The organism is Synechococcus sp. BS56D (assembly GCF_004332405.1).
Classification (GTDB): domain Bacteria; phylum Cyanobacteriota; class Cyanobacteriia; order PCC-6307; family Cyanobiaceae; genus Synechococcus_C.
Window position 1 is genome coordinate 152,706 of the sequence record NZ_PHQU01000003.1, and the last position, 13,245, is coordinate 165,950.

The following is a 13,245-nucleotide window of genomic DNA, read 5'->3' on the forward strand; positions in this document are numbered from 1 at the left end:
AGCTCCGGGCGGGGATTGTTAAATCTTGACAGGCCGAGGCACCCATCCCGGAAGGCTCTGGGCACGTTGAAGAAAGGGTCGATGCCATGGTGTGCCACAGCTGCTCTCAGCCAAACGGCCCGTTGCATTGGGCCTACAGGGATTCCTGGTCGCTGGGCTGATGGCCCTGGTCACGGTCGCTGGCATTCCCAGGGGGGCCAGGGCAGCCAACCCTGCACCGCTGCGGATCGACTTGGAATGCAACCGCAACGGCGGAGGCTGGCAGACCTGTCAGATGCGGGTGGTCCGGATCGGCGAAGAATGGTGGCTTGACCTTCCCGATCGTCAGCTGCATTTTCGACATGACGGCAGCGGTCGGATGCGCCTGAGGGATTCCAGCAAGGCAGGCTGGCAGCCCGTCGAAGCCCGTTGGGTGGCAGAGCGAACCCTTTGCTGGGATGGGATCTGTGCCCGTGGGAATCTGCCCCTGGATTGATCGGAGAGCCAGCCATGGCCCAAAACGAGCGAAACTTGAAAGGGCCTTGGAAGGGCTGGAACCTCAGCTGGGAAAGCCTGTTGAAGAACAGCCAGGGGGAATGGTGGCTCATGGCACAGCTCCTGCTGATCCTGGCCCTGCTGCTGCTTCCAAGCTGGCCTCACCAGGCTGCATGGGAGAGCAGCACGGGGGCGTGGTCTCGTGCCGTACTGGGAGGCGGAATGCTGATGAGCGGACTAGTGATGGCGCTTCAGTCGTTGCTGAGCCTTGGAGCCAGCCTGTCGCCACTACCGGAACCGAAGCAAGGGGCAACTCTGATCACAACAGGGGCCTACCAGCGCTGTCGCCATCCGCTCTATCAAGCACTCCTCCTGAGTGCCGCGGGAGTGGTGATCTTGCGATGGAGTCCCCTACACCTGCTCCTGCTTGTGCTGCTGGCGGCTGTTCTGGCGGGGAAGGCGCGACGGGAGGAGCGGAGTCTGATCGCCCTGCATCCTGACTACGGGACCTATCGCAGACTTACGGCAGCGATTCTCAACGGACTGCCAGGACTCGACTGGCGAGACCCCTAAGACCCAGGGTCGGACAAGGAACTGGCTTTTCCTCTCTGGAGCGTTAAAAACAATCCGTAGTTTCGGCATCCCCTGCTGCCTCGGCGATGCTGCTGCAACGGATCCAAGCTCCGCTGATCCTGCTCATGGGCTGCGCGCTCGTCGCACCGCAAGTCACCGCTGCCGAAATGGACAGCCTTCAGGACAACCAGGTCCTGGGCATGGGACGTCTGAACAGAGAAGATCCAAGCCGACCGGACTGGACAACGAAGTCAACGACTGCTCCAAGCAGCCCAGACCAATGGCTGGCCTTCCTCCAGGAGCGAAAAGAGTCCGTCCTGGTTTTAGAGCGCACCGACCGCTCGATTCGGTCCACCGGTGACCCGATCTGGGACCTGCGCCTGGAAATCCCAGGACAACGTCCACACCACTATCCAGCCGTCAGCGGCCGTGCCAATCGCCAACAGGCGAATCGCGATCAAATGGGCAGTCGGGCTCCGCTACCGCGTGGCCACTACACCCTCGGAGCCGTGGAACCACTAGCCGCCGGGGCCTATCCGGAACTCGGACCCATCTGGATCAGCATCGAACCCAGCTTCAGCACCGGGCGAAGGGTGCTGGGAATCCATCAGGATCCGAGCGCTGGCCGAAATTCCCAGAGCGGAACACTCGGATGCATTGGCCTGATCCATCGCAAGGACATCCTTGAACTCTCCGAGCTGATTCGACGCACGGGTACCCGACAGCTGGTGGTCCGAGACTGATCGAAAGCGCCCTGTGCCCCGTGGCCATCACACCTGAAGCTCAGCACTGAGCAGCTCAGCTGCCTCGGGCTCGAAACCGATCAAGACCAGATCCACCCCGGCACCGGAGGGCGGTCTCCAAACCTGTGAGGGGGCAGCTTCAAACCAGCTGTCGATCCTTGGGCCGACCATCTGGATCTGAAGGGGGAGGTTCTTACCCGGCAACCAGATCCTTCCCTTGAGGCGAACAACCCGATGGTTGCGAACAAAGGACGGTAACCGCTGTTCTAGATCGTCCCTCGAGACCTGACCCTCGAATCGAACCGTGCCACTGACCACCTCCACGTGGCTGTGATCGTGATGGTCGTGGTCGTGGTCGTGGTCGTGGTCGTGGTCGTGCTCATGGTCATGACCGTGGGTCTGACTGTGGGCCTGACTATGGGAATCGTGCCCAAGGACATCCGAGCCCTCCAGACGTGCTCCGAGCACGAGGGCCGGGTCAACCTCCCCGCGCTGCATCGCCATCAGAGCCGTACCCGGACGTACCCGCTGGCCGAGTTCGGTTTGGAGCTCGTCAAGTCGGGAGGCCTCAAGGCGATCGGCTCGACTGATCAGCACCTGATCAGCCGCCTGGAGCTGATCGTTGAACAACTCCTCGATCGAACTCAAGTGGTCGAGGCTGGGATCCTCCTCGCGCTGACGTTCCAGAGCCTCCGGATCCCCAACGGGACTACCAGCCGCAAGAGCCTCGCCGTCGACCACCGTGACCACACCGTTCACGACCACGCGGGAACGGACTTCTGGCCAAGCCAGCGCCTGTAGCAGAGGTCTTGGCAAGGCAAGACCACTGGTTTCCACGACGATCCCATCCAGGCTCTCGGCTCGGGCCAGCAAGAGCTCCATCGTCGGCAAGAAATCGTCTTGCACCGTGCAGCACAGACAACCGTTATTGAGCTCGACCAAACGACCTGCCAGCTCATCCTCCGGACAGAAACCGCAGCTGCGAATGAGATCGCCATCGAGGCCGACGGTGCCGAACTCGTTCACCATCACCGCGAGCCGCTGACCACTGTGGGAGAGCAGATGACGCAAAAGAGTGGTCTTTCCCGCACCGAGAAAGCCTGTGATCACTGTGACCGGTAAGCGCGCCATCAGCGGCAACCCAAGCTGTCACGGGTGCTCACACCCGTGCGTTCATTCACACCGCTCGCCCTAGAGCAGAGGGCCTTGAGCTGGGGAAGGTCAATCACAGCATCTGTGAAATCGGCACCTTCAATCCGAGCATCCGTGAAGCGGCTCTGCATGAGCATGGCGTTCGTCAAGACCGCATTGGAGAGATCAGCGGCATCGAAACGGCTTGCAAAAGCGACCACATCGGACAAATCAGCACCCTGAAGATCGGCCCCCTGAAGCAGGGAGGTGTTGATCACAGCGCCCCTGAGATCACTGTCAGAAAGATTGACTCCCTGCAGATCAGCCTTGAGGAATTCCTTCTCCTTGAGATCCAGGCCATGCATATCAGGCACGATTTCCTGGACGGCCCGCTGACCGCGGAGCTCCGGAGCCGTGATCGCCTGAACAGGACGAACCGGTACGAGCAAGAGCACTCCGAACAGCAAAACAACGAATGACAGCGCAAAGCGCTTCAGGCCCAGGCAACAGGGGCGAGCTGGAGCAGACATCGCAGAGAAGGAATCACCGACGTGGTCGCGAAGGACCTGCCGTAGTTTGAGTGGTCACGTTATGGCAGTCGTCCGCTAAACCACGCGTCATGGCCAAGACATTGCGGGTGGTGGTCCCCCCCCATCCATTGATCGCCCACTGGTTGACGGTGCTCCGTCATGCGGGCACACCGGCGGCCCTCTATGGAACCGGAATGGAGGAGCTGGGGCGATGGCTCACCTATGAAGCGGTCCGCGACTGGCTCCCCCATCGGCGTGAAACCGTGACGACCCCAGTGGCAACCACAGACGGTCAGGTGATCGAAGCCGCGGTTCCCCTGTTGGCCGTCCCTGTGCTTCCTGGTGGGCTCTCGCTTTGGCAGGGGGCCAGACAGGTGCTGCCTAATGCAGAGCTGTGCCTTTCCGGTGTTCCAGATCAGATCGAAGGCCAGGCTGGTGTGGTGTTGTTCATCGACCAAATCAGCAGTGGAAGGATCCTGCTCGATCTGCTTGAACAGCTGGCCGAACGAGGCGTCAACGATGGACGCAGGTTGCGGGTGGTCACAGCCGTGGCCGCCAGCCCAGGGTTGAAGAGCATCGGTGAGCGCATGCCCGACCTCACCATTCACACCGCCTGCATCGATGAGGGACTGGAGCCAGACGGGCGCGTGAACCCAGGCATTGGAGAACCAGTGCAACGGCTTCAGATCAGAACGACTGGCAGCACCTAGTCTTTGGATACTGAGAAACAGTCATGGCCCATCAGCGGGAGACCGCCAGCGGCAGCCTGGCCACACTGATCAGCGGAGCAGTCCTCGGGGCAGCCGGACTCGCCTGGTGGCTCTTATCGGAAGCGGATCGTCGCCAGCGGCTTCAGCGGCAACGCTCGATGCTCTACGCACCCCGTCTTCAAGACGGAAGTGAAGACAGCGACCAGGACAGCCTGCAGAGCGCCGATCATCAACTCGAAAGGAAGGTGGAACAGCTCAACACCGCGATTGCAGATGTGCGACGCCAGCTTGAGGATCTCGGGGCCAGGGGCTGACCGGGCACTCGGTAGGTTGGCCAAGAACCATCACCGCCCTCCGGCTGCCATCGATGCTCCGCTCCGACGCCATCACGCAGGGGATTCAGCGTTCACCCAATCGGGCCATGCTCAGGGCCGTTGGCTTCGGGGATTCTGATTTCGGCAAACCGATCATTGGGATCGCCAACGGCTACAGCACGATCACCCCGTGCAATGTCGGTCTGAATGACCTGGCCCGAAGGGCCGAAGAGGCCGCCCGTCTGGCTGGAGGGATGCCGCAGACCTTCGGCACGATCACGGTGAGTGATGGCATTTCGATGGGCACCGAGGGGATGAAATATTCCCTTGTGAGCCGTGAGGTGATCGCGGATGCGATCGAGACCGCCTGCAATGGCCAGAGCATGGACGGCGTGCTCGCCGTCGGAGGCTGCGACAAGAACATGCCTGGCGCAATGCTGGCCATGGCCCGAATGAACATCCCCTCGATTTTTGTATACGGGGGAACGATCAAACCCGGCAAGCTGGGGGGCTGCGACCTGACCGTTGTCAGTGCGTTTGAGGCGGTTGGCCAGATCACCAGCGGCAAGATCGACGAAGAACAACTGACCGCGATTGAAAAGAACGCCTGCCCTGGAGCAGGCAGTTGCGGAGGGATGTTCACCGCCAACACCATGAGCGCGGCAATCGAAACCATGGGGTTGAGCCTTCCTTACAGCTCAACGATGGCGGCTGAAGACGAGGAAAAGGCCGAGAGCGCTGCTCGCTCCGCCGAAGTGCTTGTGGAGGCGATCAAGGCGAACATCCGCCCCCTCGATCTGATGACCCGGGAGGCCTTCGAGAACGCCATCAGCGTGATCATGGCGGTGGGCGGCTCCACCAACTCGGTCCTCCACCTGCTGGCGATTGCACGCACCGCCGGGGTGGAACTCAGCATTGATGACTTCGAGCGCATCCGTGAACGCGTTCCAGTGATCTGCGACCTCAAGCCCAGTGGCCGTTTTGTCACCGTGGATCTACACCAGGCCGGCGGTATCCCCCAGGTGATGAAACTGCTGCTCGATGCAGGATTGCTGCACGGCGACTGTCGGACCATCGAGGGAACGACGCTGAAGGAGCTGCTCGCCGATGTGCCCTCGGTACCTCCAGCGGATCAAGAGGTGATACGCCCTCTCTCCAACCCCCTTTACGCCAAAGGGCATCTGGCAATCCTCAAGGGCAACCTTGCCGAAGAGGGTGCGGTCGCAAAGATCAGCGGCGTGAAGAACCCTGTGATCACCGGACCAGCACGCGTTTTCGAAAGTGAGGAGACCTGCTTAGAAGCAATTCTCGACAAGCGGATTCAGGCCGGTGACGTGGTGGTGGTGCGCAACGAGGGCCCCGTAGGAGGACCTGGTATGCGCGAAATGCTCAGCCCCACCTCGGCAATCGTGGGCCAGGGTCTCCTCGACAAAGTGGCCCTGATCACCGATGGACGCTTCTCGGGTGGCTCCTATGGGCTTGTGATTGGCCATGTAGCCCCGGAAGCCGCTGTGGGCGGCACGATCGGGCTGATCGAAGAAGGAGACAGCATCACGGTGGATGCCAACAAGCTGCTCATCCAACTCAACGTAGACGACACGGAATTGGCACGTCGACGTAACGCCTGGGTGCCACCTACTCCGAAATATCGGACGGGGATTCTGGGCAAATACGCGCGACTGGTCAGCTCCAGCAGTTTGGGGGCCGTCACTGATCAGCCGCCCTCCTGAGCCAGAGATCCCACCAGCAGAGCACGCAAGCGCCTCGCTAGTGCTTCGATCGGGGCACCGTCGGAGGGAGCAGTACAGCGCTGACCACTGCTCCCGTCCATCCACACCGGATGCTGTCCCTGCCAGAGCAGCGGTCGATCGGGTTGATCCCACCAACCCAGCATCAGGTTGAGATCGGCACCACTGCGATAGATCTCCAGCTCAAGATCGTGGAGCTGCTGACGGGCTCCATCGGGATCCCTCGCTTCAAGGCGAAGCCGCAGGTCATCGAGGTGGATGGTCTGCGGCTCGGCGTCATCAGCACCCACTGGCACAACACCGTGGCGCAGGGGTTTACGGCAGACATCGGCGGCAGCTGCAATCAAAGCCAGCAAATCCATCAGCGGTAGGCCTCGATCGAGCGAACGAGCAGTTGAATCGAACCAGCCCGATACCCAGAGTTCTCACTCCCGTCGTCAGCGAACCGTGAGTGGAGAAGCTGAAGACGGGTCAAAGCAGAAGCCTGAAACTTCACAGGCAAGGTCACGGGCTGCGCTCGAACCACCGGCTTGAGGATGCTGAAAGGGATTTCAAGCGTGGTGGTGCCTTCGGCAAGGGTTGGCAACGGAGCCACCCATCGCAAACCTCCGGGAATCAGTTCCGTCAACCCCATCACTCCATCGGCACAGGCAACAGCGAGCTTCAGGGTTCGCCCGCCGCCATCCACACGCAGGCGCAATCCGCGATAGCGACTGAGATCAAGCGGCGGACGATAGACAGGAGACCGACAACTGACAAAACCTCCGCCTTCACTCACCACCTCTCCTTCGAGAACAAGCCCCTCTGAAGTGAGGCGACAGCCGGCACGACTGGAGCCGCCCATGATCGTGTCATTCAAACTGGCCCATTCCGAGAAGCTTGATCCGGCAGCGATGACGCGCACGTCAGCGGCAGGCTCGGGTGGGGTGAGGGTCACAGTGAGGCTGGATGGAATCCTCAATCCTGAATGATTCAGAGCCGGAGCTGCGCAAGGGGATCAGTGATCCCCACAGGCACCCTGATCCGCGACCACAATGATCTCCGAACCAGGTTGCACCAACTTCGCGGGGGTGCGCTCAGCAGATTCACTGGGGTCGAGAAGGCGAGATAGAGCTTGCTGCTTGCCTTCACCACTCACCAGAAACAGCACCTGCCTGGCAGCACTCAGCACCGGTGCCGTGAGGGTGATGCGATCCAAACCCTTTCCCCGGCCAATCGTGGTCCAGCGATCGCGAACGGAAGGAGCCTCGGTACCGGGAAACAACGAGGCGGTATGACCGTCATCACCAAGGCCAAGCAACATCAGGTCAAACACGGGCGGCTCACCAGCGCAGATGCCTGAAACCAGCTGAGCGAAGGCATCGGCACTGGCCTCCGGAGATGGCAATGCAACCGTGGGCACAGGATGAAAACAGGCGCGCGATCCCGGCTGCCCCTCCTTGAGCAGGGTGCTGCGCAGCATGCGGGCATTGCTTGAGGCATCATCGGCAGCCACCCAGCGCTCATCACCAAGAAACACATCCACCCGATCCCAAGGGAGATGTTCTCGGCCGAGGAGCTCATAGGCGGCGGCCGGAGTCGAGCCCCCGGAGAGGGCAATCTGAGCCCGATCCCGCTGATCCAGGGCCAGATCAATGGCGGTGGCGATGTGCTCAGCCGCGCGACGGGCCAGATCCTGGGGATCCTTGGCCCGTTCGATGCGATAGGCGTTCATGAGCGCACCTCAGCTGAGCCACTCGGTGTGGAAGGTTCCGGGCTTGTCCACACGCTCGTAGGTATGAGAACCAAAGCAGTCGCGCATGGCCTGCACGAGGTTCTGGGGCAGGCGGGCGGTGCGATAGCTGTTGATGTAATCGAGAGTGCTGCTCAGGCATGGCACAGGAATACCGGCCTCGGCGGCACCTGCCACCACCTGAGCCAAACCGGGCAGACGACGGTTCACCTGCTCAGCGAACCAGGGGTCGATCAGAAGGTTGGCAAGCTGGGGATCGGCATTGAAGGCATCCTGGATCCGCTTGAGCAAACGGGCGCGGATGATGCAGCCACCCTTCCAGATCTGCGCGATCGAAGGCATGTGCAAGTTGTAGTTGTGCTCTGCAGAAGCGATGCGCAACAACTCCATGCCCTGGGCATAACTCGCCATACTCGCCAGCACCATGGCGTCCATCAATGGCGCCATGCCATCCGCCGGAGTCCCCATCGCGAAGGGCTTGATTGCAGGTCCCTTGAGAATTGGCTCCGCCTTGATGCGCTGATCCTTCATCGAGCTCATCACCCGACCGTTCAGTGAGGCATAAATCGTTGGCACCGAAGCGCCCATCTGAAGGGCGCTGACCACGGTCCAGAGCCCCGTTCCCTTCTGGCCGGCCTTGTCTTGAATTTTTTCGACCAGGTCACTGCCGTCGTCGGGGTCCTTGGTCCGCAGGCACACCTCAGTGATCTCAACGAGATAGGAGGAGAGTTCCTCAGTGCTGTTCCAGTAAGCGAACACATCCGCCATCTGGCTGCCGCTCATGCCGCCGACCCGCTTCATGAGGTCGTACCCCTCAGCCAGGATCTGCTCAATTCCGTACTCAATACCGTTGTGGACGGTCTTGACGAAATGGCCGGAACCACCGGGACCGATGTAGGTGACGCAGGGCCCGTCCTCCACCTGGGCGGCCATCTTGCAAACCAGGCTTTCAATCGCGTCATAGGAAGCCTTGGTGCCGCCAGGCATCATGCTCGGACCTTCCAGGGCACCCTTCGCTCCACCGGACACGCCCATGCCGATAAAACCAAAGCTTTTGCTCTCCAGCTCGGCCACCCGACGCTCGGTGTCGTGGTATTCGGAATTACCACCATCAATCAGAAGATCCCCTTCCTCTAGATAGGGGGAGATCTGTTGGATAACGGCATCAACAGGACCACCGGCCTTCACCATCATCAGGATCCGGCGAGGACGCTCCAGCTTGTTCACGAAGTCCTGAAGGTCCGTCGCACCCTGGATGTTCTTCCCTGCACCTCGACCAGCCAGAAATTCCTCAGTCTTGGCATAGGTGCGGTTGTAGACGACGCTGGAGAAGCCGTTGCGCTCGGCATTGAGGACGAGGTTCTCGCCCATCACACCGAGACCGATCAGACCGAAGTGCGCCTTGGACATGGATCCGTGAAGTCTTTCACTGGCGTCAGTGTGACCACGGGATGAAGGTTCGGCTGCAACCTGGGCGACGTCTGTTAGGGAGGCGTCACCCAACCAGGGGTTAAATCACCGTCCCATCGGGGATGGAGGCATTTTTGACAACCACAACAATTCCGTTACGGATGTAGAAACCCAGCTCGGGGCGATCGGCTTCATCCACATGGTCTTTATTGACGATGGTGACATTGCTACCAATCCGAGCATTTTTATCAAGGATGGCGCGCTTCACCGTGGTCCCTTGACCCACACCCAGAGGAATGCCTCCACGCTCTCGCAAGACGGCCCGCTCGGAAGAGGATTCAAAGAAGTCGGATCCCATCAGCAGGGAATCCTGGAGCACCACATCATCCTCAACGCGGCTGCGGACGCCCAAAACACAGTGGTGGATGCTGCAGGATTTGAGAATTGTGCCCTCGCCAATGATCGATTCGGTGATCTGGGCGTCAACCAGCTTGCTTGGTGGCAGATAGCGGGGACGGGTGTAAATCGGAAAGTCTTCGTCGTAGAAGCTGAAGGGGGGGGTGGGCTGCTGAGTCAGGGCCAGGTTGGCTTCGTAGAAGGCACCGATGGTTCCAATGTCTTCCCAATAGTCATCAAAGACATAGCTCTTCAAGGTCATGCCACTGGCCAGTGCCTCTGGGATGACTTCCTTGCCGAAATCCTTGTGCTCCGGATTGTTGTTGAGCAGATCAAACAGGGCCTTTCTGCTGAACACATAGATACCCATAGAAGCCAGATAGGGCTTCTGCTCTGCCGACTCGGCTGACAGACCGAAGCGGGAGGTATCCACAGCCATCTCTTTCAGTGCATCACCCTTGGGCTTCTCACGGAACTCCTGGATCGTGCCGTGGGCATCGGTGCGCATGAGGCCAAAGGCCTCAGCCTGTTTTGCATCCACCGGAAGCGCTGCAACGGTGAGGTCGGCACCAGATTGACGATGGTGCTCGACGAACTGGCTGTAGTCCATCCGGTAGAGCTGATCACCGGAGAGGATCAGGTATTCATCAACATCCCATTCCTGAAACAGCCACTGATATTTGCGCACGGCATCAGCGGTGCCTTCGAACCAGGAGGGGCTTTCAGGCGTCTGCTGGGCGGCGAGCACTTCAACGAATCCCTGGCCAAACCCCGCGCTGAGGTCGTAGGTCTGAGAGAGGTGCCGATTCAGTGAGGCGCTGTTGAACTGCGTCAACACATACATCTTGGTGATGCTGGAGTTGATGCAGTTACTAATTGGAATATCAATCAGGCGGTACTTACCAGCCAGGGGAACAGCCGGCTTGGCCCGCATCTTGGTGAGCGGATACAGACGGGTTCCAGCTCCCCCGCCCAGAATGATGGCCAGAACGCGCTTCATGCCGCCCCCTCAGATCGGCTTTGCGCGTGCAAACCTACCGGACATTTCGCTTCTAGAACCGCCTCGCGGGCAAGATCCGTCGAGATTGCTGGGATTCAGCCCTGGACTGGCGGCGTGAGGTCGAAAATGCGCTCCACCACCCGGAGGGCCTGCTGTCGTTCCAACCGCGTCTGAGGGCTACGCAACTCCGTTACCGGGGTGTGCAGGATCTTGTTAATGATGCCCTTGGTGAGGGCTTCCACCACCTTGCGCTCACGCGCAGAAAAATCAGGTCCCATACGACTGAGGGCTTTCTGGAGCTCTTCAGTGCGGATCTCCTCAAGGGAAGCCCGTAAACGGTTGATGGTGGGAACGGCCTCGAGACTGTCCCACCATTCAAGGAACAGGCGACCCTCCTCATCAAGCAAACCCTGGGCTTCGCGAGCCACCTGTTGACGGGCCTCCTGGTTGCGGGCGACCACCTCTTGGAGATCATCCACATCATGGGCTTCCACTCCGGGAAGACCGGTGACATCGGAGGCGATATTGCGAGGCACGCCAATATCGATCAAACGCAGGGAACTGCGGCGATTAAGGCCCTGAAGACGAGCTGCGTCGATGATCGGTTCATCCGCCGCGGTGCTGGTGAACACCAGTGAACAGGTGCTCAGGCAATGGTCGAGATCCTCGAGGGAGCGACATTGCACCGGCAGGGACGGAAAATCGGCCGCCAGGGTGAGGGCTCGTTCCCGGGTGCGGTTCAGCAGCACAACGCCGGAACAGCCTTTGGCCTGCAGATGCTGGAGCAGCAGGCGGCTCATGCGGCCTGCGCCGACCACAGCCACCTGCTCGGACTCAAGGCTGACAAGCTGATCGAGACCGCGGGATTGTCCAAGCTTCAGCTGAGCCAGCTCGACAGCGGCCGAACTGATCGACACCGCACCAGTCCCGAGATTGGTTTCGCTCCGCACCCGCTTTCCGGTGCTCACGGCCTGAGTCAGCAGTCGATTGAGAATCGGGCCGATCGATTTGTGCTCCTGGCCCAGGCGCATCATCTTCTTCACCTGGGAGAGGATCTGCCCCTCTCCGAGCACAAGACTGTCGAGGCCTGCAGAAACCCTGAGCAGATGGGCGACGGCTTCCTGGTGATGGAAGGTGAAGAGATGAGGGGTGAGGTCATCGGTCGGAAGACCAGAGTGACCACTCAAAAACTCCCTGACCGCTGAAATCCCCTGCTCGGGATGCTGCACCAGTGTGTAGATCTCCAGACGATTGCAGGTGCTGAGGATGGATGCCTCTAGCACCTGCTCGTGGCCACGAAGGCTCTGGAGCGAGGACTCCATGGTGTGTTCCGGGATGCTGAGCTTCTCCCGGACTTCGACAGGTGCCGTTCGATGACTGAGGCCGACGACGGCAATATGCATGGAGTTAGGTCCTCGAATCCAGACGATGCGACGTTCAGCTCAGAGCGATGCTCTGGGCTCCGTCCTTGATGTGCACCGTGTTGGTGAAGCGGCAGGTGTTGTCGAGATTGCTGATCACCAGGCTGCTCGTGCGGGTGCAGTCCTTCTCGAACTTAACGCCGTGGAAGAGGAGACCATCGGTGATTCCGCTGCCTGCAAAAACAACGTGCTCGCCGGAAGCCAGCTCCTCGGCCTCGTAGATCTTGTCGGGATCGCTGATGCCCATCTCAGCCAGGCGCGCCAGGTTGCCTTCCTTGGTGAGGTCAGCCCACTCTTTGGTCTGAGCAACCGCGGGGTCGTAGACGAGCTGTCCCTGGAAGTGACCGCCGAGTGCGCGCATGGCTGCCGCAGAGATCACACCTTCGGGAGCCGCACCAATGCCCATCAGGCAGTGGGTGCCGGTGCCAGCAAAACCACAGGCGATCGCAGCCTGCACATCACCATCGGAGATGGGCTGCACACGAGCACCGGTGGCACGGATCTCAGCGATCAGATCCTTGTGACGGGCACGATCCATCACAACGATGGTGAGCTCGTTCACGGCAAGGCCAAGGCACTCGCTGAGGATCTTGATGTTTTCGGTGGCCGACTTACGGATGTCCACCTTGCCCTTGGCAGCCGGGGGAGCAGCCAGCTTCTTCATGTAGAAGTCGGGGGCATTGAAGAGACCGCCTCGGTCGGAAGCAGCGAGGACGGCCATGGAGCCGCGTTGGTTGTTGGCACAGAGGTTGGTGCCTTCACAGGGGTCCACAGCGAAGTCAACACCTGGGCCGGTGCCGCTGCCCACTTCCTCTCCGATGTAAAGCATGGGGGCTTCGTCCCGCTCACCTTCACCGATCACGATCCGGCCCTGCATCTGGATCTGACCCATGCGCTGGCGCATGGCCTCGACAGCAGCGGCATCGGCTTCGTCCTTTTGGCCGAGACCAGTGAGGCGTGCAGAGGCGATGGCCGCCTGCTCGACGACCTCGAGAATTTCCTGGATAAGAGTGCGATCCACGGGTGTGCGGCGTTGGGAACGGGTGCAGCGAACGGAGAGCGG

15 protein-coding genes are annotated in these 13,245 nt (G+C 60.4%); 6 read left to right on the forward strand and 9 right to left on the reverse strand.

Features of this window, described 5'->3' with window-relative positions:
* Positions 1–91 precede the first annotated feature (91 nt).
* The 3 genes from CWE17_RS05620 (at position 92) to CWE17_RS05630 (ending at position 1,790) form a co-directional block, all read left to right on the forward strand.
* The gene (locus tag CWE17_RS05620; RefSeq protein WP_240789264.1) at positions 92–475 is read left to right on the forward strand and encodes a hypothetical protein; all 384 of its coding nucleotides are present in this window, start codon (positions 92–94) and stop codon (positions 473–475) included.
* Between the two features lie 14 nt (positions 476–489).
* Positions 490–1,047 carry an isoprenylcysteine carboxylmethyltransferase family protein gene (locus tag CWE17_RS05625; RefSeq protein WP_131455383.1) on the forward strand — a complete coding sequence of 186 codons (558 nt, stop codon included), beginning with the start codon at positions 490–492 and terminating at the stop codon, positions 1,045–1,047.
* Positions 1,048–1,133: 86 nt separating this feature from the next.
* Entirely contained in the window at positions 1,134–1,790 is a 657-nt protein-coding gene (locus tag CWE17_RS05630) for a L,D-transpeptidase (RefSeq protein ID WP_370318277.1), read from the forward strand.
* A gap of 27 nt (positions 1,791–1,817) precedes the next feature.
* Here the strand turns inward: CWE17_RS05630 and cobW are convergent, their stop codons facing one another.
* Positions 1,818–2,924, reverse strand: coding sequence for a cobalamin biosynthesis protein CobW (gene cobW, locus CWE17_RS05635; protein ID WP_164498746.1), 1,107 nt, complete (start codon positions 2,922–2,924; stop codon positions 1,818–1,820).
* Positions 2,921–3,451, reverse strand: a complete 531-nt coding sequence (locus tag CWE17_RS05640; protein WP_131455385.1) for a pentapeptide repeat-containing protein — start codon at positions 3,449–3,451, stop codon at positions 2,921–2,923. Before CWE17_RS05640 ends, cobW begins: the two co-directional genes overlap by 4 nt.
* A gap of 89 nt (positions 3,452–3,540) precedes the next feature.
* Between CWE17_RS05640 and CWE17_RS05645 the strand changes: the two genes are divergently transcribed.
* Genes CWE17_RS05645 through ilvD form a run of 3 tightly spaced genes read left to right on the forward strand, consistent with a single transcriptional unit; the run spans position 3,541 to position 6,205 of the window.
* Positions 3,541–4,161, forward strand: a complete 621-nt coding sequence (locus CWE17_RS05645; protein ID WP_131455386.1) for a uracil phosphoribosyltransferase — start codon at positions 3,541–3,543, stop codon at positions 4,159–4,161.
* Between the two features lie 23 nt (positions 4,162–4,184).
* A complete protein-coding gene (locus CWE17_RS05650) occupies positions 4,185–4,475 on the forward strand; it encodes a hypothetical protein (protein ID WP_131455387.1) in 291 nt (96 codons plus the stop codon).
* 53 nt (positions 4,476–4,528) lie between these two features.
* Positions 4,529–6,205 (forward strand): dihydroxy-acid dehydratase, encoded by a 1,677-nt coding sequence (gene ilvD, locus CWE17_RS05655; protein ID WP_131455388.1) that lies wholly within the window; start codon positions 4,529–4,531, stop codon positions 6,203–6,205.
* On the opposite strand, the gene CWE17_RS05660 is transcribed toward ilvD, so the two are convergent.
* From CWE17_RS05660 to glpX, 7 genes are all read right to left on the reverse strand, one after another.
* A complete protein-coding gene (locus CWE17_RS05660; RefSeq protein WP_131455389.1) occupies positions 6,190–6,585 on the reverse strand; it encodes a hypothetical protein in 396 nt (131 codons plus the stop codon). The two genes, ilvD and CWE17_RS05660, sit on opposite strands and share 16 nt — an antisense overlap.
* Entirely contained in the window at positions 6,585–7,160 is a 576-nt protein-coding gene (locus CWE17_RS05665) for a CIA30 family protein (protein WP_131455592.1), read from the reverse strand. Before CWE17_RS05665 ends, CWE17_RS05660 begins: the two co-directional genes overlap by 1 nt.
* A gap of 60 nt (positions 7,161–7,220) precedes the next feature.
* A complete protein-coding gene (gene pgl / locus CWE17_RS05670) occupies positions 7,221–7,937 on the reverse strand; it encodes a 6-phosphogluconolactonase (protein ID WP_131455390.1) in 717 nt (238 codons plus the stop codon).
* Between the two features lie 9 nt (positions 7,938–7,946).
* Positions 7,947–9,365: an NADP-dependent phosphogluconate dehydrogenase gene (gndA, locus tag CWE17_RS05675; RefSeq protein WP_131455391.1), complete on the reverse strand. Its 1,419-nt coding sequence runs from the start codon at positions 9,363–9,365 to the stop codon at positions 7,947–7,949.
* Positions 9,366–9,465: 100 nt separating this feature from the next.
* On the reverse strand, positions 9,466–10,761 hold the full coding sequence (locus CWE17_RS05680) for a glucose-1-phosphate adenylyltransferase (protein WP_131455392.1): 1,296 nt from the start codon (positions 10,759–10,761) through the stop codon (positions 9,466–9,468).
* A gap of 95 nt (positions 10,762–10,856) precedes the next feature.
* A complete protein-coding gene (locus CWE17_RS05685) occupies positions 10,857–12,164 on the reverse strand; it encodes a glutamyl-tRNA reductase (RefSeq protein ID WP_131455393.1) in 1,308 nt (435 codons plus the stop codon).
* Positions 12,165–12,198: 34 nt separating this feature from the next.
* Complete coding sequence (gene glpX, locus CWE17_RS05690) at positions 12,199–13,203, reverse strand: class II fructose-bisphosphatase (protein WP_131455394.1); 1,005 nt, start codon at positions 13,201–13,203, stop codon at positions 12,199–12,201.
* Positions 13,204–13,245 lie beyond the last annotated feature (42 nt).